Source organism: Stenotrophomonas sp. STEN038 (assembly GCF_056759895.1).
The window spans coordinates 18624-43511 of record NZ_JBRRDW010000033.1 but is presented as its reverse complement, the minus strand read 5'-3'; the positions used below and the strand labels follow the sequence as shown (position 1 = coordinate 43511).

The window sequence follows — 24888 nt, the reverse complement described above, 5'->3', positions numbered from 1 at the left end:
GCTCCTCCCCTGCCCGCGCGGCACATCGTGGATAAGACAATGTTCAACAAGATCCTGATCGCCAATCGCGGTGAAATCGCCTGCCGCGTTATCGCTACCTGCCGTCGCCTTGGCATTGCTACCGTCGCGGTTTACTCCGATGCAGATCGCAATGCGCGGCATGTGCGGCTGGCTGACGAGGCCATCCATATCGGTACCGCGCCGGCTGCCGAGAGCTATCTGCGTGCCGAGGTCATTCTCGATGCGGCGCGGCGCAGTGGTGCGCAGGCTATCCACCCGGGCTATGGATTTCTCTCCGAGAACGCTGGCTTCGCGCGTGCGTGTGAGGCTGCGGGTATCGTCTTCATCGGGCCGCCGGCCAGCGCCATCGATGCGATGGGTGACAAAAGTTCAGCCAAAGCATTGATGCAGACTGCCAATGTGCCGCTGACGCCGGGTTATCACGGTGAACGGCAGGAGCCGGAGTTCCTGCGCGCGCAGGCCGATGCGATTGGCTATCCGGTGCTGATCAAGGCCAGCGCCGGTGGTGGTGGCAAGGGCATGCGCAAGGTCGAGGCCAGTGCTGATTTCGAGGCTGCGTTGGCCAGCTGCCAGCGCGAGGCGCAGGCTTCGTTCGGCAATGCACATGTGCTGGTGGAGAAGTACGTCGAGCGTCCGCGTCATATCGAGATCCAGGTGTTCGGCGACAGCCATGGCAACGTGGTCTATCTGTTCGAGCGTGACTGCTCGGTGCAGCGCCGCCACCAGAAGGTGCTGGAAGAAGCGCCCGCGCCCGGCATGACCGCCGAACGTCGCGCCGCCATGGGCAAGGCGGCTACCGATGCTGCGCGTGCGGTCGGTTACGTCGGCGCCGGCACGGTGGAGTTCATTGCCGGGCCGGATGGCGATTTCTATTTCATGGAAATGAACACCCGCCTGCAGGTTGAGCACCCGGTTACCGAGCTGATCACCGGCACGGATCTGGTCGAATGGCAGCTGCGAGTCGCCGCTGGCCAGCCGATGCCGAAGACGCAGGAGCAGTTGCAGATCCACGGTCACGCCATCGAGGCACGGCTATACGCCGAGGACGCCGACCGCGGCTTCCTGCCTTCGACCGGCACACTGCGCCATCTGCGCCTGCCACAGCCCAGTGCCAATGTGCGCGTGGACGCCGGTGTCGAGCAAGGCGATGCAATCACCCCGTACTACGATCCGATGATCGCCAAGCTGATCGTCTGGGACGTGGACCGCGCCAGCGCCCTGCAGCGCATGCAGCAGGCCCTGGCCCAATGCCGGGTCGTTGGTGTGACCACCAACGCCGCCTTCCTGCGCCGGCTGGTGCTGACCGACTCGTTCCGCAACGCCAATCTGGACACGGCGCTGATCGAGCGCGAGCGTGAGGCGCTGGATATCCACCATGTCGCTGCCAGCGACAATGATTGGGCGCTGGCCGGCGTGCTTGCCGTAGCCAACGAAGCCGCGCACGACAATGACGCATCACCGTGGGCAATCGCAGACAGCTGGCGCCTTACTGGCTCGGCCGCACGCTTGGTGACGCTGGAACACCTGGATCAGCGCAGGCAGCTGGAGGTGCGCGACAGCGCCAACGGCTGGCAGGTGCAGGTCGGCGACGCATCGATCGCCGTGACAGGGAAGACCAGCAGCGCTGGTTACACTCTGCAGCTGGGCCAACGTCTGCAGCGCGGCAACGCGATCCGCGAAGGCAATACGCTGTACGTCTTCGGCAACGAGCAACAGCAGCGCTTCAACATCCACGACCCGGTCGCCGAAGCCGACAGCAGCAACGACCACGGTGGCAGTCTGTTGGCACCGATGCCCGGCCGCGTCGTCACCCTGCTGGTGCAGCCCGGCACCACTGTCAGCCGCGGCACGCCGTTGCTGGTGATGGAAGCGATGAAGATGGAGCACACCCTGCAGGCGCCGGCCGACGGCACCGTGCATGGCTTTCGCGCCAAGGCCGGTGACCAGGTTGCCGATGGCGCAGTGCTGGTGGATTTCGAGGCCGCTCCAGTCGTTTGAGCAAGCACTGCGGTCATCGCTGGCGATTTGGCTATAGCGCCAGCGATGCCTCCTCAGACATCGGCAGCCGAGGCCTGCCAGATATGCTCGGCCGGATCGAGCTCCATCGTCACCATCTCCGCTGCCCGCCATCCGAATCCGCAAACGGCCAGTACACCTTCGGTCAACGGATCCAGACCGAGCACCTGTTCCAGCAATGCTTCATTGATCGCGCAGGTGACATAGGCACCCAATCCCATCTCGGTCGCCGATATGTAGAGTGTCTGCGACAGATGCCCGGCTTCCAGCACGATGGCCCGGTATGCCTTGGCGTGGTGCCGGTACTTCCAGAAATTGCGGGTATAGCGCGGCGACAGGATCACCATCACGTGCGCGTCAGCGAACCAGTGCTGTTGCGCCACCGCGTCCAGCATCAGCTGGTCAATCGGCATCGCTGATGCAGGCAACGGTTCCAGCGCGTGCACCAACGGGTGATAGTGGTATAGACCATCGGCAAAGCCTTCGACGTTGCGCACCAGCAGGTAGGCTTCCATCGGGTGCAAGCCGCCGCCGGAAGGGCTGCTTTTCTTTAGGAAGACCGTGTCGTCCGTTACGCGCACCGAGGAGTGCGCGGCGAACACCCGCCCGAGCAATCCGGACAACAGCGCACCCGGCAATGGTCGGGTGGTATCGAAGTTGCGACAGGTCACGCGCTGCTCAAGCAGCCGATCGAAATCGCTTCCCTGTTGCGCGGGCAGTGCAATCCGCTCACCGTCGGCGACGCGACTGATGACTTCGGCAGGCGGCGCGCCCAGTTGCTGCCTGAGCTCTGCCGCGGTTGAGGTACCGGTATCGGCCATCGCCTGCACCGCATCGGCCCCCATCCAGCGCGTGAAGGCATGGAAGGTTGCTGCGAGTGGGTGCCAATGCGCCCCGCGAAGCTGCTCATCCCGCTCGCGGAACGTCGCGTAGCGCGCATGTCGACCTATCACCAAGCCTTTGCGCAGCAGCGAACGCAACGGCGCAGCCACGTCCGTTCCAAGCTCACCTCCGTCTATCCAGGCCTCCGGACTGATCCGCCCAAGCAGCATGCATTCGGCCTCGTCGACAGGCACTTCGCTGCCGATGTGGGGCGCCATGGCAACCCAATGACAACTGCGTGTCAGACCATCCCCGCCCGCCAACAGCCCGGCCAGATCGAACTCGACCCGCTCGCGCGGCTCCAGATGCAGGATCGAACAGCGTCTTACCTTCACACACCCACTCCTCGGACGTATAGTTACGGGATCCCTGAATGGGAGCGTAACAAGGCAGTCAGGCGTAATGCCTGATCCCCTAACCACAACCAGAAGTCTGCAGCGAAGGACACAACGTGGCAACGAAGAAACCCGGCATGCCGAAAGCGCATATCGCACTCACACCCGCAATTGCCGATCATCTTCTCGACCTGCTGAGCACGGATAACAGCTTCAGGCGCGCTTTCAAGAAGGACCCGGCTACCGCCCTTCTACAAATCGGCCATGAACCAACAGGGCAGGATGCCAACGCAGAATTGGACTACCTGCGTACCAGCCTCTCAGTGGAACGTCTGGCCAGCAAGGACAGCATCGCCAAATCCCGTGAAGAGATCAGGAAAATGCTGACCAACGGCCTGTCCATGATTCCCATTCAACTGAATGTGGAAGGCAGTGCTTCGCGACGGACCCGCAAGTAATCAGGCAGGGTCCTGGTTTTCCAGTAGGCATCAAACGCCTGTAGTTCCTTGAGCGCCGCATCGCGGCGCCCAAGCTGTGCCAGCAGTTCAATCTTCCTGAGCCGGGCCAGGTTGGAATCGGCGATGTTCAGACTCTGCCCGCACCATCCGCACCCGCCATGCTCGACGTAGGCCCAACCGCGGTGCGACACCATCCAATCAACCTGACGCAGCGCCGCCTCAGGATTTCCTTCTGCCGCGTAGGCCTCCATCAGCGCTGCCCGCAACTGGAAGGAGCCATGCTGGCCGAGCGTTGAAATCAGGCTCTCCAGTGCCAGCGCGCCGTTACCAGAGGCCATTGATTCACGCGCCTTGAGAACCTGCAGAAACCCTCCCACGGGCTGCATGGCAACAATCTCCGGTGCCTGTTCCAGCCGCTGGATGAGCTGCCGGGCCGGCTCGTGGTCACCCAAGCGCTGTGCGAGGATCGCACCATAGGCTGCGGTAATGGCTTCGCCACGCGCGGTAAGGCCTGCGGCACCATCCAGCTGGGCTATCGAGGCACGGACGATATTACGGCTAGCCTGCAGTGCACTCCTGCGATCACCAGACATCCATTGCATCACGGCAAGCTGTATCTGCCCCTGCCGGAACCTGCCGCCCTCAGGCGGCAACGCCTGCAGCAGCCGCCGCGCTTCCACCGACGCAGCCTGCAGTTCGCCCTGGTCAAGGAAGTGGGAGACACGATCAAAATGCGGCGCGGCAAGCTTCGCATCACGGGGCCACAGGCGCTCCGCTTCCTGGAAATTACCCTGTGCAGCACGCAGATTGGCCTGCCACACCGCTGTGGTCACCAGTCCACTTTCGGCAGAGCGCGAGAATGCGGCCGACGCATCTTCGTAGTTTCCCAGCGCCAGCGACAGCCGCCCCAACGCCTCTTGCGAGAGCGATGCGAACTCGTAGCGCGACTCGGAAGCACGACGGATATAAGGCAGCGCTTCCTCGTAACGGTTCTCCATTTCCAGGGCATAGCCGACGTTGGCAGCTGCGGCATAGAAATCCGGGTAGAGGTCGGACATCTGCCGCCACTTCTGCTGGGCTTCGCCGGGGCTGTTGATCTGCACCTCCCAGGCCTGCATGTACATCGCCTCCCTCGGCGACAGGCGGCTGGTCATCGCCTTCGTTTTCTGCAGGCTGAGCAAGCCTTTTGGAAGCTGCTCGGTCGCATTGAGCGAGCGCAGCACGCCCAGGTGCGCCAGTGCGAAATCCTTGTCCAGCGACACCGCGTGCTCATACAGCCCCAATGCCTGCTTGTACTGGCCTTTACCGTAGGCCTCCTGGCCCATCGCATAGGCGCGCAAGGCGTCCAGGTCACCAGTGCTGACTTCCGGTAGCGGCCGGGAATCACGCCCGATGGATGCTATCGCCTCACCAAGACGGCCACGCAGGCGAGCAGTCACCTGATCGACCGAGGCCAGCGCCGACTCAAGCCCACGCCCATCGGCAAACTCCGTGTACACCGTGTTCTGGGTAACCGGGTCGACGATCTCCACCGTGACACGCAGTCGCCCACCCACCTCCGACACCAGCGGCAGAATCACAGCGCGCGCGCCGTCCCGCAGCGCGACTTCGGAGGCTACGGCGCGGTCAACCAGAACCTTCTCCGGGTCCTTGCGCATCCGCGACAGCGTGTCGCGAACCTTCATGTCGCTGAGGACATTGATGTACTTCGACTGCTCCAGGCTGATCCGGAATGCCTGCTGCAAGGATTCATCCAGAACCTTCTGCCCGGTCAGGTTGCGCAGATCACCGACCACGACCCAATCACGCTCGGTGAAGGCGATCGCAGGTTCGGGACGCACCAGTATCCAGACCACGCCAGCGGCTACAACCACCAGCATCAACTCGGCGGCCAGGGCTGCTGGCCGCCTCCACAACGGCATTTTCCGCCAGGCCTTGCCCGAACGCACCGGCATGCGCAGTGGGGCATTGCCCGCCGCACCCACTTCAAACACCTCCTGCGGTGCCGGCAGGCCCTTGAAGTACCAATGACCGTGCGACTTCCATCGCAGGCCATTGCCGCGCTCGCCAAGCTCGCGCTGCGCGGCGCGCAGCAGCCCTTCGGCAACGGCCGATAACAGGATCTGGTTCGGCCGCGCCAGGGCCATCAGGCGCGCAGCGGTAGGCTTGGCCACGCCTTCCACATCCATGGGCTTGGCACCGGCGGCCACCGCTTCTTCGTCATTCCGCCAGAACAATACGTCGCCGACATGGATGCCAACCCGCGCCTGCAACGGCAGCTCCCGCTCCTTGCCGACCTCGGCCAGCAGATCCAGGTAATCCAGCGCAAAACCCAACCCATGCGCAGGCACGTCGAACAGCAACAGCATTCCATCGGAACGGTCGATCAGGCGTCCCGTCCAGCGCTGCAGCAACTGCAGTACACGCACATCCAGGCTGCGGAACAATTCGGCCGCCGCCGCATCACCGATCCGCGCGGTCAATGCCACCGAGTCACATAGGTCCGTCAACACCAGCGTCTTGAGCTGGCGATCGGATGAGGGGGGTTCAGTCTCGCTGGACATGGTCTACACCGAAAAATTCAAGGTCGACAGATTCTTCCTGGAACCACTGCGCACGATTGCCACCGGCGCGCTTTGCCATGTACAGCGCTTGATCCGCGCGCGAATAGGCGTCGTTCCAATGATGATCCTCATCGATCAACACCATGCCGACACTCAGCGAGCAGGCACCAACCGTCGCGCCTGGGTAGGCGATCAAGTGGCGCATGGCTTCGAGCACGAATTCGGCGGTGCGCGGAAGGCTCTCGGCGTCCGCCTTCATCAGCAATACGCAGAACTCGTCGCCACCAAGACGGCAGGCGATATCGTCCTTGCCGGTCACCGAGGCGAGAATGCGGCCGAAGCACTGCAGCGCATGGTCACCAGCGAGGTGACCGTAAGAGTCGTTCAAGCCCTTGAAGTCATCGCAGTCGAGCAGCAACAGCCCCTGCGGGCGATGACCGGAGCGGTGTGACTTCTGCAGATAGGCGGTCAGCGCACGGCGGTTGCTCAGCCCGGTCAGGTCATCGCTGTAGACCAGCTCGCGGGTGTGGTGCAGCTCGTGGTTGGCGCTGTAGAGATTGCCGAGCGCGGTTTCCAACTCGTGGTTGCGACGGCTGAGCTGAGCAATCAGGCGTTGCTCGCTGGACACCACCCGCGACAGGGTGCGACGCAGGAAGAACACCACCATCGCGGGGTCCTGGTCGATCAGGCGATGGAAATTTTCGTGGGTGATCTCAAGCAGCACGCTGTCGCAGTTGGCGCGCGCATCACAGGAACGCGGGTGGCGCTCGATCAACAGACCAAGTTCGCCAAAGAAGTCGTTGCAGCCCATCGGCTTGGGTGCCAGGCCGGCGCCGAAATCCAGGCTTACGGCGCCACTGACAATGATGAACATCGAGCTGCCCAGGTCGCCACGGCGGAACAGCACCTGCTCGGCTTGCAAGGTGCGGCGAACACCAAACTCGGAGAACAGCGCGAACTCCACCGGGGACAATTGCGCACGCAGCACCGTACCCCCCGCCGACGTAGCGACGGAAAGCTCGGACTCCAGTGCTGAACCCCCTGTTGCCATGCCGCTCATTCCCTGCCTCATGGACTGCTCGCCCATCTCAGACGAGTAATCTCGCGAGCCTATCATCAAAATTATCGGTTTTGTGATCCGCTACACCGTTTGATACAGGGCCATGCCCAAAAAAAAGAAGGGGCTCGTAAGAGCCCCTTTGAAACGACCTGGCCAGCGCCCTCAGGCAGCTACTTCAGTCTGAAACTGCTCTTCCTCGGTGGACCCGGTCAGCGCGGTCACGCTGGAGGCGCCGCCCTGGATCACCGTGGTCACATCGTCGAAGTAACCAGCACCCACTTCCTGCTGGTGCGAAACGAAGGTGTAGCCCTTGTCGCGGGCGGCGAATTCCGGCTCCTGCACCTGCTCCACGTAGTGGCGCATGCCCTCACCGCGGGCGTAGTCGTGGGCGAACTTGAAGGTGTTGAACCAGTTGATGTGGATGCCGGCCAGGGTGATGAACTGGTACTTGTAGCCCAGTGCGGCCAGCTCGTCCTGGAACCTGGCGATGGTCTTGTCGTCCAGATTCTTCTTCCAGTTGAACGAGGGCGAGCAGTTGTAGGACAGCAGCTTGCCGGGGCTGGCGGCATGCACGGCCTGGGCGAACTCGCGGGCGAAGCCCAGGTCCGGGGTGCCGGTCTCGCACCACACCAGGTCGGCATGCGGGGCGTAGGCAACGCCGCGGCTGATCGCCTGCTCCAGGCCGTTCTTGACCTTGTAGAAGCCCTCGGCGGTGCGCTGGCCGGTGATGAACGGGGTGTCGTTCGGGTCGAAATCGCTGGTCAGCAGATTGGCGGCTTCGGCATCGGTACGCGCCAGCACGATGGTCGGCACGCCCAGCACGTCAGCCGCCAGGCGCGCGGCGGACAGCTTCTGGATCGCTTCCTGGGTCGGCACCAGCACCTTGCCACCCATGTGACCACACTTCTTCACCGCCGCCAGCTGGTCCTCGAAATGCACCGCGGCGGCACCGGCGGTGATCATGTTCTTCATCAGCTCGTAGGCATTCAACACGCCGCCGAAGCCGGCCTCGCCATCGGCGACGATCGGCAGGAAGAAGTCGATCGCATCTTCGGCCTTGACCTTGCCGTCGATGATGTTCTTCCACTGGATCTCGTCGGCGCGCTGGAAGGTGTTGTTGATGCGGCGGACCATGGTCGGCACCGAGTCGTAGGCGTACAGCGACTGGTCCGGGTACATGGTTTCGGAGGTATTGCCGTCGGCGGCCACCTGCCAGCCGGACAGGTACACCGCTTCCAGCCCGGCCTTGGCCTGCTGCATCGCCTGGCCGGCGCTGATCGCACCGAAGGCATTGACGTAGCCCTTCTTCGAACCGCCATTGACCAGCTCCCACAGGCGCTCGGCGCCGCGCTTGGCCAAGGTGTGCTCGGGCTGCACGCTGCCACGCAGGCGCACCACGTCGGCGGCACTGTAGGTGCGCTTCAAGCCCTTCCAGCGCGGGTTGGTGTCCCAGTCCTGCTGCAGGGCGGCGATCTGTTGCTGGTAGCTGCTCATCGTTTCGTCCTCAAAGTGGTGCGTACGTAAGGGGAAGGGTCAATCGATCTGCCGGTAGGCCGGCAAGGTCAGGAAGTCGGTCAGCTCGTCGGCGCGGCTGAGCTGGTCGAGCAGGCCGATGGCCTGGGTGATGCGGCTGCCACCGGGCAGTGCGGAGGTGTCGCCAAGGCGCGCCGGCAAAGCGCGCAGGGTGCTGGCCAGCAACGCGAAGTCGATCGCGGTGCCGTCATCGAGGTGCTGGTTGCCGGCATGCAGCCACTGCCAGATCTGGCTGCGGCTGATCTCGGCGGTGGCGGCGTCTTCCATCAGGTTGTGGATGGGCACGCAGCCATTGCCATCCAGCCAGGCGGCCAGGTAACGCACGCAGACTTCGACGTTGTTCTCGAAACCGGCGCGGGTAACCGTGCCGCTGCACGGCGCGATCAGCTCATCGCGGTTGGCCTGCACGTCACGGCGCAGCACGTGATGCTGGTTGGGACCGGACATGTGCTCATCGAAGATGGCGCGTGCCACCGGGATCAGCGCCGGATGCGCCACCCAGGTGCCGTCATGGCCAGCAGTGACCTCACGTAGCTTGTCGGCGCGCACCCGTGCCATCGCCTGCTCGTTGGCGGCGGCATCGTTGTTGATCGGGATCTGCGCGGCCATGCCACCCATCGCATGCGCGCCGCGGCGATGGCAGGTCTTGATCAGCAGTTCCGAATACGCCTTCAGGAACGGCTGGGTCATCGTCACCTGGCCGCGCTCGGGCAACACCTTGTCGGCGTGGCGGCGGAAGGTTTTCAGGTAGGAAAAGATGTAGTCCCAGCGACCGCAGTTCAGCCCGACGATGCGATCGCGCAGCACGTACAGGATCTCGTCCATCTCGAACACCGCCGGCAGTGTCTCGATCAGCACGGTGACCTTGATCTGCCCATGCGGCAGGCCGAGCATGCCTTCGATGTGCGACAGCGCGGTCTCCCACAGCGCCGCCTCTTCCATCGACTGCAGCTTGGGCAGGTAGAAGTAGGGGCCGCGGTCCTTGTCCATCAAGGTCTGCGCATTGTGGAAAGCGAACAGCGCCGCGTCGAACAGGCCACCGGCTATCGGCTGGCCATCGACCAGCACGTGCTTCTCGTCCAGGTGCCAGCCACGCGGTCGCACGATCAGCACCGCCTGCTCATCGAACGGACGCAGCATGTAGTGCTTGCCCGGGCCCTTGGCGGTAGCCGGCGCGGTGAAATCCAGATCGCCGCGCACCGCCGCCTTCATCGTCTGCTGGCCGGCCAGCACATTGCGCCAGGTCGGCGATGTCGAATCCTCGAAGTCGGCCATGAACACCTTGGCACCGGAGTTCAGCGCATTGATGACCATCTTCGGGTCGGTCGGGCCGGTGATTTCGACGCGGCGGTCCTGCAATGCGGCCGGGATCGGCGCCACGCTCCAGTCCTCCTCGCGGATGGCACGGGTGTCGGCGCGGAAATCCGGCAGGCCGCCCTGGTCGAAGAAGGCCTGGCGCTCGCGGCGGGCGGCCAGCCGTGCCTGCCGGCCCGGCTCGACCGCACGGTGCAGCGATACGAGCAGGCCCAACACGCCGGCCGGCAGCAGCGCGGACTGGCCGGCCAACTGGGTGGTCAGGGTGATGCCCGGGGTCGGGCGAGGGGCGGACTGCGGGGTAGCGACTGCGTGGGCGACGGCGGACATCGGACTTCCTGCGTATGTCGGGGACTCCAACGTGCCGCCGCAGGCAGGTATTTAACAAAACAGTTTTTGCAATGTTATCTATAAGTTGTGCTAATACTTACTTCAAGATGCCAGCCAAGCCGCCCGTAACCCCGCGTTTTTCTTACAAGTCTGATCGGCTCAAGCCGCTGCGGGCGTTCCTGCAGACGCTGCGCCTGGGCTCGGTTTCGCGTGCCTCGGAAGCACTTTTTGTCAGCCAACCGGCGGTGAGCCTGCAGCTGCAGGCGCTGGAGCGGGAGTTGGGAGTGGTGCTGTTCGAGCGCAGCGGGCGCCGCCTGGTGCCCACCCGCGAGGGCCAGCTGCTGTACGACATGGCGCAGCCACTGGTGGAAAGCCTGGACGGGCTGCTGCCGCGCTTCCGCGAGAAGGTCAGCGGGCTGGATGCCGGCGAGCTCAATATCGCCGCAAATTCGTCGACCATCCTCTATCTCCTGCCCAAGATCGTCGAAAATTTCCGCCGACAGCACCCGGATGTGCGTTTGACCCTGCACAACGCAATCAGTGCCGACGGCACCGACCTGCTGCGCAGCGACGCCGCCGACCTGGCCATCGGCTCGATGATGGATGTGCCGGCCGACCTCAGCTATGCACCGGTCTACCGTTTCGACCAGGTACTGATCACCCCGCCCGACCACCCGCTGGCGAAGAAAAAGAACCTGACGCTGGAAGACCTGTCGCCGTGGCCGCTGATCCTGCCGCCGCGCCGGCAGATCACCTGGCGACTGGTCGACCTGGTGTTCCAGCAGCATCGCGTGCCTTACACGGTAGCGCTGGAAGTGGGCGGCTGGGAGGTGATCAAGCAGTACGTGGCAATGGGCATGGGCATCAGCATCGTCACTGCCCTGTGCCTGAACGACAGCGACCGCGACAAGCTGGCAACGCGGGCGATGAGCGATTACTTCCCCTCGCGCAGCTATGGCGTGGTGGTGCGGCGTGGCAAGGTGTTGTCGCCACAGGCCAGAGCGTTCGTTGAGCTGATCCAGCCGGATCTGTTTGCGCCGCGGCAGTACGACGATACCGGGCATTCGGAGCGGTAGACCCTGCATCGCGAGCCGACAGCACAGCAGTTGGTCGACAGCACCGCAGCCGCCTAGACTGCGGTCATGTCATTGGAACTCCGCCACCTGCGCTACTTCCTGGCCGTCGCCGATACCCTGCACTTCGGCCGCGCTGCGGAACGACTTGGCATGTCGCAACCGCCACTCAGCCAACAGATCCGGCAACTGGAAAACCTGCTCGATGCACAGCTGTTCGTGCGCAGCCATCGCCGCGTGCAGCTCACAGCAGCAGGCGAAGTACTGCTGGAACAAGCACGCGACATCCTGCAGCGCGTGGACAAGGCAGTCGACACGGTGCAGCGCGTACAACGTGGCGAAAGCGGCGAACTGCGCATCGGCCTGACCCGTGCAACCCCGCTGTCACCGCAGATTCCGCGTGCGATCTTTACCTATCGCCAGCAGCACCCGCAGGTGCAGATGCAGCTGCGCGAAATGAACAGCCTGCGCCAGATCGATGCCTTGCTGGCCGACGAACTGGACGTCGGCATCATCCGCAAACAGGTGCTACCGGACGAACTGGTTGCAAAGCATCTGTTCGACGATCCGCTCGCGCTCGTCGTCCATGCAAGTCACCCGGCGTTGCGCGGCATAGATCCGGCAACCGCACGGTTCTCGTTGAAGCAATTCGCACTCGACCCGTTTGTCGGCTTCTCACGCGACTCCGGTGCAGGCATCCACGACCATGTGATCACCCTGTGCCGCAATGCTGGTTTCAGTCCACGCATCGTGCAGGAAGCAGGCGAGTCATCCACCTTGATCAGCCTGGTTGCTGCGGGGTTGGGCGTATGCGTGCTGCCCTCCTCGTGCAGCCACATCCAGGTGGAGGGCGCGTGCTTTGTGGCGTTGGCGGATCGCGGTGCGGCGTCCGAGATTCAACTGGCATGGCGGCGTGAAGCGGTGACGCCGTTGTTGCGGCAGTTCATTGCGTTGTTGAAGCGGGAAGTGGCTGGTTGAAGGGGAGAGCAGCAGCGGGAGCAAGGGCAAGGGCAAAAGCACCCCTCCCCAACCCTCCCCTGCGCTACGCGCAAGGGAGGGCGAAGCTCAGCCCCCTCCCCTTGCCGCAGGCAAGGGGAGGGTTGGGGAGGGGTGCTTCTGGTTCTCAGCCCTTGGCCTCAACCAACACCAGCCCCGCTTCCTGCTCAAGCCGACGCCACAACCGCCACGCCGCACCAGCACCTGCCAACGTCAGCACCAGACTGAAGCCACAGACCCCCATCCAGCCCCAATGCGTATAGAACACACCGCCCAAGGCACCCAATACGCTTGAGCCCAGGTAGTACGAAAACAGATACAAGGCCGAGGCTTCTGCGCGCATTCCACCAGCACGCACACCCACCCAGCTGCTGGCCACCGAATGGCCGCCGAAGAACCCAAACGTCGCCAGCGCGATACCCAAGGCCACCGCCGGTAACCACGGCATCGCCAGCAGCACGATGCCAGCCAGTACCAGGCCGAATGACAAGGCCAGCACCGGTCCACGTCCGAGTCGATTGGCCAGCTGACCCATCCATGCCGAACTGACGCTGCCCACGAGATATACGGTGAAGATCAATCCGACCACGGTCTGGCTCAAGCCGTACGGCGGCGCCAGCAGGTGATAACCAAGGAAGTTGTACAGCGTCACGAACACGCCCAGCAGCAGGAAGCCACAGGCAAACAGCCACGGCAACGCCGCATCCCGGAACAGGCCGGCAAAGCGTGCAGGCAGCTGCATGGGCTCGGCACGCTTCGCGTGGAAATGGCGCGAGGCCGGCAGCTGCGTCCACAACGCCACGCTCGCCAGCAACGCGATCACACCGACCGCTGCAATGCCGGTACGCCAGCCCCAATGGTCGGCCACCACGCCAGCAATCAAACGCCCGCTCATGCCGCCGACCGCATTGCCGCCGATGTACAGGCCCATCGCCAGACCCAGCGAACGGCTGTCCATTTCCTCGACCAGCCAGGTCATCGCAACAGCTGGCACGCCACTGAGGCTCAGGCCGAGCAGGGTGCGCAGCAGCAGCAAGGTGTTCCAGTCATCGGTAAGCGCGGTGCCGAGCGTCAGCAGGGCGGACGTCAGCAGCGAAGCCACCATCACCGGGCGCCTGCCGATTCGGTCGGAGACCATGCCCGCCACCAGCATCGCTACCGCCAACACGCCGGTGCTAACCGACAAGGCCAGCGCGCTGTTGCCGGCACTGATCCCGAAGTGGCTGCTGAAACCCGGCAGCAGCGGCTGCACGCAGTACAGCACGCCAAAAGTAGCGAAGCCGGCCATGAACAAGGCCAGCACCGCGCGCCGGAACTCGGGCGTGCCCTGGCGGATGTGGGGGTATTCGGTTGCCGTGTTCGGCGGCGTGACTGGCGCGAGTGATTCGCTGCAGCTTGCCGTGTTGCTGGTTTCGGGTTGCATTGCATCTTGGCCTGTAACGGCAGGCCGGCTTATTGGGAGTGCCGGAAGCTTGAACCTGCGGATCGAGTCGATCCATAACCTGCTGTGTACGGATTGATACTTATGGCGTATTAATTCAGCGAGCGTGGCGGCTCATCTGCGGAAAACAGGCAGCGAAACCAATCCCTTCTCCCGCTTGCGGGGTTAAGAACAGGCGGTTACGAGCCAAAGGCTCGTGACTGTTCGTACGCCCCGCGTGCTACGCGGGGCTGGGCGCGGAGCGAGGTGCCCCGAAGGGGCGGATGAGGGGAGCCTTTAGCCTTTAGCCTTTAGCCTTTAGCCTTTAGCCTTTAGCCTTTAACTTTTAGCTTTTAGCTTTTAGCTTTTAGCTTTTAGCTTTTAGCTTTTAGCTTTCCGCTTTTAGCTTTCCGCTTTTGGTTATAGCTATTGATCATAGTTTTCCAGCTAGAAGCTTCCCCTCACCCCAACCCCCGCTCCGCGCCCCGGCCCTTGCGCTGGCGCAAGGGCGTTCGATGGGCAGCGAACCGGTGGTTCGCAAGCTGCCCTTCTCACCCCGCGCGCGGGAAAGGGGCTTTAGCAAAAACAAAAGCAAAAACAAAAACAAAAGCAATGGCAGGCGCTTCGCGCCTCAGCAATCACAGCCCTTCCAACCCGGCTGCTTGCTGGTCTGGCCTATGCCCGGGTTGAAGGTATTGCTCGGGTCCAGCTGCTGGTAGAACTGTGCCAGCGCCGGCTTGGCTGGATACAGGTGGCCAACATTGTGCTCGGCTGGGTATTCGGCGCCGCGCTCATCCAGCAGCTTCCACATGGCGTGTTCGATCGCCATCGGGTCTTCGCCTTTGCGCGCGATGTAGTCCTGGTGGAAGACATGGCACAGGAAGTGGCCGTAATAGAGTTTGTGCAGCAATCGCGCATCCAGCTTAGCCGGCAGCTGCTCGAACCACGCGCGGTCATCGCGGCGCAAGGCAATATCCAGGGCGACGATGTCCTCAACCTGCGCACGATGCACTTCGCGATAGCGCACCGCCGCACCAGCCACCGCGAACCGGTGCAGGAAGGCTTTGCGGCCTTCGTCCGGCGTGCAGTGGAAGTAAGCGCCTTCATGCCCGGCGAAGAAGCCGCGCAACCACTGCTCCGTCGCCGCCGCATCCTGTGCGGAAACCTTGACCAGCAAGTGGTGCTCATAGCGCTGACGGAACTCGCCCATGCGCTTGGGCAGGTGCGATGGCAACAGCCCGGTCAGCAGCTGCATCGCGTGATCGGTCACGCCACGCAGGCCCAGCCGCTCGAACCAGCCATCGACCCGGCTCTTCAGTGCGAAGGCCGCCGGCACCCGTGCGGTACCGAGCTTGTCGATCAGCAGGAAGGTATCCTTGCCGTAGCGCTCGCCAATGTCATAGGCGACGCGATGGATGTATTCGCCGGAAATCGGCAGACGCTCGAAGCCGGTCAACAGCTGGCGGCGGATCGCGGTGAGGCTATCAGTGCTGTTGCTGCCGATATAGAACACCTCGGCCGCTTCCTTGGCGAAAGTATCCAGGCGCACCGCGAACACCGCCAGTTTGCCGGCCGAACCCGCTGCTTCGTAATGACGGCTGGGGTCGGCGTTGAAACGCGCCGGCGTTGTCGCGTCCACCTGCCTCACCTGTTCGGCGTAACGCGGATCGGAGCCGGCGCGCTCACCATCAACACGCACATCGGCAGGCTGGTAGTCGCCGGCCTGTAGGCGCTGCAGGATCTCTTCCGGCGTGTCGCCCAAAGCGATGCCAAGATGGTTCACCAACTGCAGGCCGCCATCGCCATCCACCTGCGCATACAGCGCCATCTCGGTATAGGCCGGGCCACGTCGCACCAGCGAGCCACCGGAGTTGTTGCAGACACCGCCCAGTACCGAAGCACCGATGCACGAGGAACCGATCACCGAATGCGGCTCGCGCCCAAGCGGTGCCAATGTCTGTTCCAGACGATCCAGCGTGGCACCGGGCAGGCACAGCACCTGCCGTCCTTCATCAAGCAACTGCACGCCGGTCAGGCGCAGCGTGCTGATCAATACAATCGGCCGCCCGTAGTCGTTTCCATCCGGCGTGGAACCGCCGGTCAGGCCGGTATTGGCCGCCTGCAGGATGATCGCCGCCCCACCCTGCACGGCTGCCTGCAGGGCGCGCCACATCTCCAGCAAGCTTCCCGGCCGTACCACCGCCAGCACGGCGCCATCGCCAAAGCGGTACCCCTTGCGAAAGCGCCGGGTTGCCTTGTCGCCAGTCAGCACATGGGCGTCACCAACGGCGCTGCGCAGCTGCGCCAACAGTGCTTCGTTCGCACTCATGCCAGGTTGACCAGCGAGTCGCGGCTGATATCGGCAATGCGACGTGCGCCGGTCAGCGTCATCGCCACGCGCATTTCCTTGGCGATCAGGTCCAGCAGGTTGGCCACGCCAGCCTCGCCCTGTGCGGCAAGCGCGTAGACGAAGGCACGACCCAACAGCACGCTGTCAGCGCCGAGTGCGAGCATGCGCACCACGTCCAGACCGGTACGGATGCCCGAATCTGCGAGAATTTTCAGATCGCCCTGCACCGCGTCTGCAATCGCCGGCAAGGCGCGTGCGGTGGACAGCACGCCATCCAGCTGGCGACCACCGTGATTGGAAACCACGATGCCGTCGGCGCCAAAGCGCACCGCATCGCGGGCATCGTCCGGATCAAGAATGCCCTTGATCACCATTGGCCCCTTCCAGAACTCGCGGATCCATTCCAGGTTCTTCCACGATATCGACGGGTCGAAGTTGTTGCCCAGCCAACCGATGTAATCCTCCAACCCGGTCGGGCTGCCGCGATAGGCGGAGATGTTGCCCAGATCATGCGGACGGCCAAACAGGCCAACGTCCCAGGCCCAACGCGGATGGGTCATGGCCTGACCAATGCGGCGCATGCCGGCATTCGGACCACTCATACCCGAGTGCGCATCGCGGTAGCGCGCGCCCGGCACCGGCATGTCGACGGTGAATACCAGTGTGGTGACGCCGGCAGCCTGTGCGCGCTCCAGCGCGTTGCGCATGAAGCCGCGGTCGCGCAGCACGTACAGTTGGAACCACATCGGTCGTTTGATCGCAGGTGCCACTTCTTCGATCGGGCACACCGACACCGTCGACAAGGTGAACGGAATGCCGCGGCTGTCCGCCGCACGCGCCGCCTGCACTTCACCACGGCGCGCATACATGCCGGTCAGGCCGACCGGCGCCAACGCAACCGGCATCGCCAACTTCTCACCGAACAGCTCGGTTTCCAGGCTGAGATCGGACATGTCGCGCAGGATGCGCTGGCGCAGCGCGATGTCGGACAGGTCGGAAACATTGCGTTTGAGCGTGTGTTCGGCATACGCGCCGCCATCAATGTAGTGGAACAGGAACGGCGGCAGACGACGCTGCGCGGCCGCACGGTAATCGGTGGAGGCGGAGATGATCATGGGTCAACCGTGGGGGGAAGGAAGCCGCGAAGCGCGGGCACGCCGCGCCTCGTCTTCATCGAGCGTGCGCAGCGTGGTGTGCACGAACTCAAGATGGGTGTGCGCTGCGGCACGCGCACGCTCGGGGTCGCCGGCCAGTACCGCATCCATCATTTCGCGGTGCTGGTCAGACAAAGGGGAAAACGTTGTCGATGCGGTGTATAGCTTCTCGCGACTCTGCGAGATATTGGTCTGCAGCAGCTCGAACAGGCCGCGCATCACCTGCAGCAGCACCAGATTGTGCGAGGCCTCGGCGATGGACAGGTGGAAGGCCGCGTCGGCGCGCGCTTCGCCGGCCGGGTCGTCCTTGCCGTGCGCATCCATCATGGTCTGGAAGGCCTGCGCGATGCGTGCGCGGTCCTCGTCGGTAGCCCGCAATGCTGCATGCCAGGCGGTTGCACCTTCCAGCGCGTGGCGGATTTCCAGCACGTCGAAGCGGTATTCGGGATCGCCCTGGAACAGCGGCAGGTACGGCACCAGCGGTTCATCCAATGCCTGCCGCGCACGTGCGGCCGGCTCGGCCACATAGGTGCCGCCACCAACCCGCGCCACCAGCAGGCCCTGACTGCCAAGCTGGGCAATCGCCTCGCGCAACGCCGTGCGCGAGACCCCGAGCTGCACCGCCAAAGCGCGCTCGGAGGGCAGCCGGTCACCCGGCTGCAGTTGTTGTTCGTCCACCAGCACGCGCAGCTGCGCGGCCACCTTGTCGGAAATACGTTGCGTACTCATGCCGACATTGTGGCCCGAAGCTGCTTGGCGTTGGCGGGTGCGCGTGGCCATGGCTCAGGGAATCATCCAGGTGAGCCAGTAAGCCTGCGCGGTGGTGATCAAGCCGACCATCACGGTGAAGATCAGGCTGTGCTTGACGGTGAAGCGGAACAGGTCCGATTCCTTGCCAGCCAGGCCCACCGCTGCACAGGCAATGGCGATGGACTGCGGCGAGATCATCTTGCCGGTGACGCCACCGGTGGTATTGGCTGCAACCAGCAGCACCTCGGATACCCCGATCTGCTGCGCCGTGGTTGCCTGCAAGGCCGAGAACAAGGCGTTGGACGAGGTATCCGAACCGGTCAGGAATACACCCAGCCAGCCAAGGAACGGCGAGAAGAAGGTGAATGCCTTGCCGGTATGCGCAAGCGCCAGCGCCAATGTCGCCGACAGCCCGGAGTAGTTGGCGATGAAGGCGAAGGCCAACACCATGCCGATGGAGTAGATCGGCATCTTCAGTTCATTGACGGTCTCGCCAAACGTGCGCACCGCTGCGCGCACCGGCATGCGCAAGTAGAGGATCGCAATCACCGCCGCCAGCATGATTGCGGTGCCGGTGGCCGAGATGGCATCAAACTTGTACACGGCCTCGTAGGCAGTAGGCGCGTTAACGATCGGCGGCATCTTCTGCACCAGCTGGTCCAGGCCCGGCACCGGCAGCTTCAACACCCAGCTTTCCAGCGGCCCGCCGGCGGCGAACAAGGCCTTGAACGGCTTGATGCTCCACAGCGTCACCATCGCGGTGAGGATCAGGAACGGCGACCACGCCTTGGTGATCTGGCCGGCGCTGTAACGCGGTGCGGCCGATGCCTGTGCGGCAGCGTCAGCACTGGCCTCGGTTTCGAAGCGGAAGATGCGCTTGGGCTGCCAACGGCGCAGGAACAGTGTCAGGCACACCAGCGACGCCAGCGACGCGGTGATGTCCGGCAGCTCCGGGCCGATGAAGTTGGAGGTCAGGTACTGCGCGATGGCAAAGGAACCACCGGCAACCAACACTGCCGGCCAGGTTTCCTTGATGCCGCGCCAGCCATCCATTATGGCCATGATCCAGAACAGCACGATGATGGTCAGGAACGGCAGCTGGCGGCCGGCCATCTGCCCGATCTCGAAGGCATCCAGCCCGGTGACCTGGCCGGCGACGATGATCGGAATGCCCATCGCACCGAAGGCCACCGGCGCGGTGTTGACGATCAGGCACAGTCCGGCGGCATACAGCGGCTTGAAACCCAGCCCGACCAGCAGCGCGGCGGTGATCGCCACCGGTGCGCCAAAACCTGCGGCACCTTCAAGGAATGCACCGAAGGCGAAGCCGACCATCAGCATCTGCAGGCGCTGGTCTTCGGTCACCGACAGGATCGAGGCGCGGATGATCGCGAACTGCCCGGTCTTGACCGACACCTTGTACAGGAACACCGCGCCGATGATGATCCAGGCAATCGGCCACAGCCCGTACAGGAAGCCGAAACCGGCTGCACCCAAGGCCTGCGACACCGGCATGCGATAGAACAGCAATGCAACCGCCAGCGCGATGACGACGGTGATGGTGCCGGCCAGCCAGCCCTTCATGCGCAGCACGGCCAGGGCGACGAAGAAGAAGGCGATCGGCAACAGCGCGATCAGGCTGGACAGCCAGAGGTTGCCAGCGGGGTCGTACAGTTGTTCCCAGGGCTGCATGCAGGTTCTCGTCAAAGGCGAAAGGCGGCCCACCCGCAGGTGGCGTGGCGATGGTCGCGAATATTGGTATTACCAATATTCAATCAGTCCGACCAACGAACCGCGATTGAATCGCCGTTGCCGCGAAGATCCTATTAGACCATAGGGTTAGTGAAGACTATTGGTATTACCAATGTGCGGTTTTTGTAGGAGCGGCGTAAGCCGCGAAACCGATATCAATACAGCTACCCTTCCACTTGCTACTGCATCCATGCAGCTTGCTTGCACCGTCAGCTTCGCGGCTCACACCGCTCCTACAAGAAAAACAAAAACGAAGGCAAAAAAAACGGCACGTCTCCGTGCCGGTTTTCTTCGTCGCTATCGATCCTTACAACCGCTGCCACTCCGGCCCATCACCGCGCCGCCAGTACACGGCCACCGCCTTGCCATAAACCGTATCGGCATCCACCAGACCGAAGAAGCGGCCATCGAAGCTGTTGCCGCGGTGGTCACCCACGACAAGCAACTTGCCGGCCGGAATGGTGATGCCATTGATGTCCGGGCCACCGCCATCACGCAGATCCAACTGCACCTGCTTGCTGCCGAACAACTCGCGCGCCACGTCCTGCCGCAACGGCTGTTCGTTGATGGACAGATAGCCGTCATGCAGCTGCACGCGATCACCGGCAACAGCCACCACGCGCTTGATGAGCCGCGTGCCATCAGCCGGGGAATCAAATATCGCCACATCACCACGCTGCGGTGCCTGCCCGGCCAGCAGCTGCACATCGGTGAAGGGCAGGCGCAGGCCGTACGCACGCATATCCACCACCACCCGGTCACCGGGCTGCAGAGTCGGCTGCATCGAGCCGCTGGGCACCTGGTAGTGGTTGGCCAGGCTGTCGCGAGCCGCGAACAGCAGCAGCAACATCACGCCCAAGGGCAAGGCTTCACGTCGCAGCCAGGCCAGCACGGGATGGGGCGATGCAAGGGACTCGGTCTCACTCATGGCTGATCACCAACTCCGGAGGTCAAGCCGAACTGACCGCCAACGCTGGCCGAAGTTCCCCATGGCCAAGAAACGCGGCCCGCACGATTTGCTACGCAGACTTTACGCCGCCCCGCCCAGCCGCCATGGCGATTTGATGTAGCCGCGGCGCATCTTGGCACCACCGCGCCGCAAGGCGCTTGAACGTGGTGCTACATGAGCGTTTTACTGATCCGGCATACCCGCAACCCAGTGCCGGATGCATCCCTTCTACCCGCCCAGCTCGCCGACCAGCCGCTGCAATGCCTGCACTGCGGCTCACTGCCTGCGTTGGCCCAGTGTCTGGATAACGCCCGACATCAGGCACCAAGCTGGGTGCTGATCGAGAACACCGCCACCGACGAGGCGCAATGGGCGCTGCACGGCCGCAGCGTCTGCAACGCACTGGATGCCCTGCCCTCGCCGTATATCGAGATCGCCCGCAGCGATGCAGATACGCTCGAAGCCCACCTGCATCCGCATCATGCCGCGACCGCATTGGTGGTCTGCAGTACCGGTACCGACGAGGCGCGACGCCTGTCGCTTGCGATCACCACGCGTCTGCTCAGCAACGGACAAGGTGCCTGAGCCATGGCGATCTTCATCGTACGTGGGCCCGAGGCTTCTGATGCGCAGCTGCAAGCTGCTCCACCGCTGCCAAGCAAGGTCATGAATGCATTGGTGCATCGCGCACTCGACGTCGGTATCAGCGTGGCGCAGCGCAACTGCCGCTCCGAACAGGAACTGCTGGACTCGCTGTGCGCGGCCGACCACAACCCGGACGACGTGATCCTGCTGGCCCCCGCCGCCTGTGTGCACAGCGCCCGCCTGCAGCGACTGCTGCCTCGCCTGCGCAACGCCTACGTGGAAGTTCACGAGGATACCAGCGGCGCGCCGCAGTCCTGCCTGCCGGAGCATCTTGGCCATCGTCTTGGCATCGCCCAGGGCTACTGTGCGCAAAGCTATGTACTGGCCATGGAACTGGCGCTTGAACACCTGTGCTGCAGCGATGTCGGCGACCGCGTGCATGTAGGCACCTGAGATGGATGCGCATCGCTACATCGTTGGTTATGAGATCTACCTCGACGGCCAGCCGTTCTGGTGGGGCCATCTGGCCGTGCAGCTGCAGGAAGCGGATCCGATGTTGCTGCAGCCACAGGCGCTGTTGGATCATATCTGCGCCATGGCGGCGGAACGACATGATGTCGCTGCGGCGCAGGTGCGGTTGAAGATGATCAGTCGGTTGTAGCGTACGACGTTCCAGCTCCCAGGCTTCGCGGCTTACGCCGCTCATACACAAGGCTGGTGGATTGCTTGGGATGCCCCTCGCCGAGCATGGCTCGGCACTACATGCGGCGGTCTGGCCCGCTTTTGCAGTTGGGCTACGCCAATTACACTCAGCCAGCCTTCTTCTTGAACTGCGGTTGCCAGGTCCATATGCCTCTCCTCAACGGCTTCACGCTGGGCCAGGATTTCGACATCGAAACCGAGCTGGTACAGGCCTGCAACGAAGACCCGAACAACATCCTGGAACAGCTGGTTTTCAGCTCGGAGCTGGATTTCTGGCCCTGCTGTGAACAACTCGACAGTGCGCTGTCGCTTCGCTACGGGCCATCCGCTGCACCGGTGGTGAGTGTGCAGGGAGAGGTCTCCGTTGCCTGCTATACCTTCGCAAAGGACGCAACACGGGTTACCGCGCAGATATCCTGTGAAGGGCCGAACTACCGCTGCCATGGCTTCATCCATGCCACTACTTGCTGGCAGCCGGATTCGCGTTCGTGATTCGCTATCATCGGCGAGCGGGCGGGTACACGCCTGCGTGACGCACGCACTCGATTCCCAAGGACGATCGCTGACATGAATAGTCATTCCATGCTGCTGTGCTTGCTGCTTGCCGTTGCGCCGGCTGCTGCGGCCGATACCCCGGACGAGGCTGCCACATTGGCCATCGTCACCGCCGGCCATTGGCAGTCAGGGCAACAGCATGGTGTTTACCGGGTGCGGTTGGAGAACATGGGCTTCGAGCACGTGTCCTGTCGCGTCTGGATCGAATGGCTGAGCGCATCGGCCCCGGGAAAGCCCTTAGTGACCGTCGCAAAGCTGCCATTGGCTGAAGCATCGGACAGCTTCTGGTCGTGCCCCAACCGAAGCGGCACTGTCGTGCTGAACGACGCCACGTTGCAGCTCAATCTGGTCCATGCCTATTCGCTGGAGCCGCGTGTGTTCAATGTGGCGCTGGGCGCGCCGGGGCACTACCAGTTGCAGACCGAGGGGAGTGCATCACCGTGACGAAAGCAATTTCCCCTTCCTTCATCCTGATGAAGAGCACTTCGCGCTTGATCGGCCGCAGCCTGTTGTTGCTGGGAGTGTTGCTACTGGGCGCATGCGCAACCCGCCCCGGCCCGCTGGGCGCTTTGTCCAACATCGTGGTTACCGGCAGTGGCGTCGACAACGAGCGCGATGCGCTTCTGTGCGATGGATTCAAACCTGATGCGCAGCAGCTGCGTGTGTTCTTCCGCCATGCCGTGTTGATCACCCCGCGCCAGGAACATGATTTTTTCCTGCACGGGCCCTGCTATGTGCGCGGCACGCTCACCACCCGCTATGAGAGTTGGCACTGGGAACTACGCAACGGCGGCACCGCGCGGGTTACTTCCGCTGCGGGTGATGATTCCTTCCTGCTGGCCGATCCGCGTGAGGAATCATCGCTTGGCGATGAGTGAGGCCAGCGCCGTTCCGTAGTGCCGAGCCATGCTCGGCAGGGGCGTTACTGGTACGGCCACTGCCGAGCATGGCTCGGCACTACCGCTTCTGCTCCCTCCCTTGCGCCGCAGGCGTAGGGGAGGGTTGGGGAGGGGTTGGCTTTTGTGGCCTTTCCAGCGCTGCCGGCGTCGCGGCTTACGCCGCTCCCACAACGCTGGCGGATTGCTGGGAAAGCCTCTGCCGAGCATGGCTCGGCACTACCTTCAGTAGTCTTCTTCGGCAGCGGCTTCGCGGCCTTGCTGGCGGATCAGTGCTTCTTCGCGGGCGTCGTTGATGGCGTGACGCACGCTGTCCAGGTCCACCGCGTGCTCATCCGGGGTGAACTCGCCGGTCAACACGGTGTCCGGCAGCAGCTCGCCGGCTTGGAACAACTCCCACATTTCTTCGCCGTACCAGGTTTCCAGCAGCTCCGGAGCCCAGCGGCCAAGGTTGGCGGTGAGGTTGTTGACGTCGCGCAGCAGCATGGTGCGGGCGGCGTTGTTGCCACCGGCGCTGACCACCTGTGGGAAATCGATCACCACCGGGCCATCCGGCCCGACCAGCACGTTGTACGGCGACAGATCGCCGTGGATCAGGCCACAGCACAGCATCAGCTTGACCTGCTGCACCAGCACCGCGTGGAACTCGCGCGCCTGCTCGGCGCTGAGCTCCACCTCGCCCAGACGGGCGGCGCTGAAGCCCTCGGCATCGGTCACCAGTTCCATCACCAGCACGCCATGGAAATAGCCGAACGGTTCCGGCACGCGCACACCAGCGTCGCGCAGCTGGTACAGCGCGTCGACCTCGGTGTTCTTCCACGCCGCCTCGGCCTGCTTGCGGCCGTAGTTGCTGGCCTTGCCGATGGCGCGGGCCTCACGGCTGCCGCGCACCTTGCGGCCTTCCTGGTACTGCACGCGCTGCTGGAAGCTGCGCTGCGCCATATCCTTGTAGACCTTGGCACAACGGATCTCATCGCCGCTGCGGACCACGTAAACCGCTGCTTCCTTGCCGCTCTTGAGCGGGCGCAGGACCTCGTCGATGACGCCGTCGTCTATCAGTACCTGCAATTGTTGGGGTGTTTTCACAGTGTCTCGGTGGCTGCGGGTGGCGGCTCGATCTGCATCGAACGTGGGCCGTCCGGGTGGGATCAGGCCGGCATATTGTTGCCGATGGTACGGAAACCGGCCAGCGA

Annotated in this window: 22 protein-coding genes; 10 read left to right on the top strand and 12 right to left on the bottom strand. The window is 63.4% G+C overall.

Annotated elements, in window-relative coordinates:
• The first annotated feature begins 39 nt into the window (after positions 1 to 39).
• On the top strand, positions 40 to 2019 hold the full coding sequence (locus ACVOLS_RS14130) for an acetyl/propionyl/methylcrotonyl-CoA carboxylase subunit alpha (RefSeq protein WP_481546121.1): 1980 nt from the start codon (positions 40 to 42) through the stop codon (positions 2017 to 2019).
• A gap of 53 nt (positions 2020 to 2072) precedes the next feature.
• Here ACVOLS_RS14130 and ACVOLS_RS14125 read toward each other — a convergent pair whose 3' ends face one another.
• Positions 2073 to 3254 (bottom strand): putative peptide maturation dehydrogenase, encoded by a 1182-nt coding sequence (locus tag ACVOLS_RS14125; RefSeq protein WP_481546120.1) that lies wholly within the window; start codon positions 3252 to 3254, stop codon positions 2073 to 2075.
• A gap of 116 nt (positions 3255 to 3370) precedes the next feature.
• Here ACVOLS_RS14125 and ACVOLS_RS14120 point away from each other — a divergent pair, with 116 nt between their 5' ends.
• Positions 3371 to 3712: an NHLP-related RiPP peptide gene (locus tag ACVOLS_RS14120; RefSeq protein ID WP_481546119.1), complete on the top strand. Its 342-nt coding sequence runs from the start codon at positions 3371 to 3373 to the stop codon at positions 3710 to 3712.
• On the opposite strand, the gene ACVOLS_RS14115 is transcribed toward ACVOLS_RS14120, so the two are convergent.
• The 4 genes from ACVOLS_RS14115 to aceB all read right to left on the bottom strand — a co-directional run bounded on the left by ACVOLS_RS14115 (position 3667) and on the right by aceB (position 10513).
• A complete protein-coding gene (locus ACVOLS_RS14115; protein ID WP_481546118.1) occupies positions 3667 to 6276 on the bottom strand; it encodes a putative peptide modification system cyclase in 2610 nt (869 codons plus the stop codon). The two genes, ACVOLS_RS14120 and ACVOLS_RS14115, sit on opposite strands and share 46 nt — an antisense overlap.
• On the bottom strand, positions 6260 to 7327 hold the full coding sequence (locus tag ACVOLS_RS14110; RefSeq protein ID WP_481546117.1) for a GGDEF domain-containing protein: 1068 nt from the start codon (positions 7325 to 7327) through the stop codon (positions 6260 to 6262). The genes ACVOLS_RS14115 and ACVOLS_RS14110 overlap by 17 nt, the downstream gene beginning before the upstream one ends.
• Positions 7328 to 7498: 171 nt before the next feature.
• Positions 7499 to 8830 (bottom strand): isocitrate lyase, encoded by a 1332-nt coding sequence (gene aceA, locus ACVOLS_RS14105; RefSeq protein WP_481546116.1) that lies wholly within the window; start codon positions 8828 to 8830, stop codon positions 7499 to 7501.
• Between the two features lie 39 nt (positions 8831 to 8869).
• Entirely contained in the window at positions 8870 to 10513 is a 1644-nt protein-coding gene (aceB, locus tag ACVOLS_RS14100; protein WP_481546115.1) for a malate synthase A, read from the bottom strand.
• A 107-nt stretch (positions 10514 to 10620) separates the two neighbouring features.
• Between aceB and ACVOLS_RS14095 the strand changes: the two genes are divergently transcribed.
• Positions 10621 to 11589: a LysR family transcriptional regulator gene (locus ACVOLS_RS14095; RefSeq protein WP_481546114.1), complete on the top strand. Its 969-nt coding sequence runs from the start codon at positions 10621 to 10623 to the stop codon at positions 11587 to 11589.
• 66 nt (positions 11590 to 11655) lie between these two features.
• On the top strand, positions 11656 to 12564 hold the full coding sequence (locus ACVOLS_RS14090) for a LysR substrate-binding domain-containing protein (protein ID WP_481546113.1): 909 nt from the start codon (positions 11656 to 11658) through the stop codon (positions 12562 to 12564).
• 145 nt (positions 12565 to 12709) lie between these two features.
• Here the strand turns inward: ACVOLS_RS14090 and ACVOLS_RS14085 are convergent, their stop codons facing one another.
• The 6 genes from ACVOLS_RS14085 to lepB form a co-directional block, all read right to left on the bottom strand.
• Positions 12710 to 14005: an MFS transporter gene (locus ACVOLS_RS14085; protein WP_481546112.1), complete on the bottom strand. Its 1296-nt coding sequence runs from the start codon at positions 14003 to 14005 to the stop codon at positions 12710 to 12712.
• Positions 14006 to 14633: 628 nt separating this feature from the next.
• Positions 14634 to 16331: a D-lactate dehydrogenase gene (gene dld, locus ACVOLS_RS14080; RefSeq protein ID WP_481546111.1), complete on the bottom strand. Its 1698-nt coding sequence runs from the start codon at positions 16329 to 16331 to the stop codon at positions 14634 to 14636.
• Complete coding sequence (gene lldD, locus ACVOLS_RS14075) at positions 16328 to 17467, bottom strand: FMN-dependent L-lactate dehydrogenase LldD (protein ID WP_481546110.1); 1140 nt, start codon at positions 17465 to 17467, stop codon at positions 16328 to 16330. The genes dld and lldD overlap by 4 nt, the downstream gene beginning before the upstream one ends.
• Before the next feature lie 3 nt (positions 17468 to 17470).
• Positions 17471 to 18235 (bottom strand): transcriptional regulator LldR, encoded by a 765-nt coding sequence (lldR, locus tag ACVOLS_RS14070; RefSeq protein ID WP_282268290.1) that lies wholly within the window; start codon positions 18233 to 18235, stop codon positions 17471 to 17473.
• A gap of 54 nt (positions 18236 to 18289) precedes the next feature.
• Positions 18290 to 19948, bottom strand: a complete 1659-nt coding sequence (gene lldP / locus ACVOLS_RS14065) for an L-lactate permease (RefSeq protein ID WP_481546109.1) — start codon at positions 19946 to 19948, stop codon at positions 18290 to 18292.
• Between the two features lie 367 nt (positions 19949 to 20315).
• Positions 20316 to 20936: a signal peptidase I gene (gene lepB / locus ACVOLS_RS14060; protein ID WP_481546108.1), complete on the bottom strand. Its 621-nt coding sequence runs from the start codon at positions 20934 to 20936 to the stop codon at positions 20316 to 20318.
• 195 nt (positions 20937 to 21131) lie between these two features.
• Between lepB and ACVOLS_RS14055 the strand changes: the two genes are divergently transcribed.
• The 6 genes from ACVOLS_RS14055 (at position 21132) to ACVOLS_RS14030 (ending at position 23677) form a co-directional block, all read left to right on the top strand.
• The gene (locus tag ACVOLS_RS14055) at positions 21132 to 21542 is read left to right on the top strand and encodes a hypothetical protein (RefSeq protein ID WP_481546107.1); all 411 of its coding nucleotides are present in this window, start codon (positions 21132 to 21134) and stop codon (positions 21540 to 21542) included.
• A 3-nt stretch (positions 21543 to 21545) separates the two neighbouring features.
• On the top strand, positions 21546 to 21995 hold the full coding sequence (locus ACVOLS_RS14050; protein ID WP_481546106.1) for a 3-dehydroquinate dehydratase: 450 nt from the start codon (positions 21546 to 21548) through the stop codon (positions 21993 to 21995).
• 1 nt (position 21996) lies between these two features.
• Positions 21997 to 22203: a hypothetical protein gene (locus tag ACVOLS_RS14045; protein WP_481546105.1), complete on the top strand. Its 207-nt coding sequence runs from the start codon at positions 21997 to 21999 to the stop codon at positions 22201 to 22203.
• A 188-nt stretch (positions 22204 to 22391) separates the two neighbouring features.
• Positions 22392 to 22736: a hypothetical protein gene (locus ACVOLS_RS14040; protein WP_481546104.1), complete on the top strand. Its 345-nt coding sequence runs from the start codon at positions 22392 to 22394 to the stop codon at positions 22734 to 22736.
• A 75-nt stretch (positions 22737 to 22811) separates the two neighbouring features.
• Positions 22812 to 23243, top strand: coding sequence for a hypothetical protein (locus tag ACVOLS_RS14035; RefSeq protein WP_481546103.1), 432 nt, complete (start codon positions 22812 to 22814; stop codon positions 23241 to 23243).
• A complete protein-coding gene (locus ACVOLS_RS14030) occupies positions 23240 to 23677 on the top strand; it encodes a hypothetical protein (protein ID WP_481546102.1) in 438 nt (145 codons plus the stop codon). The genes ACVOLS_RS14035 and ACVOLS_RS14030 overlap by 4 nt, the downstream gene beginning before the upstream one ends.
• Before the next feature lie 243 nt (positions 23678 to 23920).
• Here the strand turns inward: ACVOLS_RS14030 and ACVOLS_RS14025 are convergent, their stop codons facing one another.
• Positions 23921 to 24781 carry a PA4780 family RIO1-like protein kinase gene (locus ACVOLS_RS14025; RefSeq protein WP_481535837.1) on the bottom strand — a complete coding sequence of 287 codons (861 nt, stop codon included), beginning with the start codon at positions 24779 to 24781 and terminating at the stop codon, positions 23921 to 23923.
• Between the last annotated feature and the right edge of the window lie 107 nt (positions 24782 to 24888).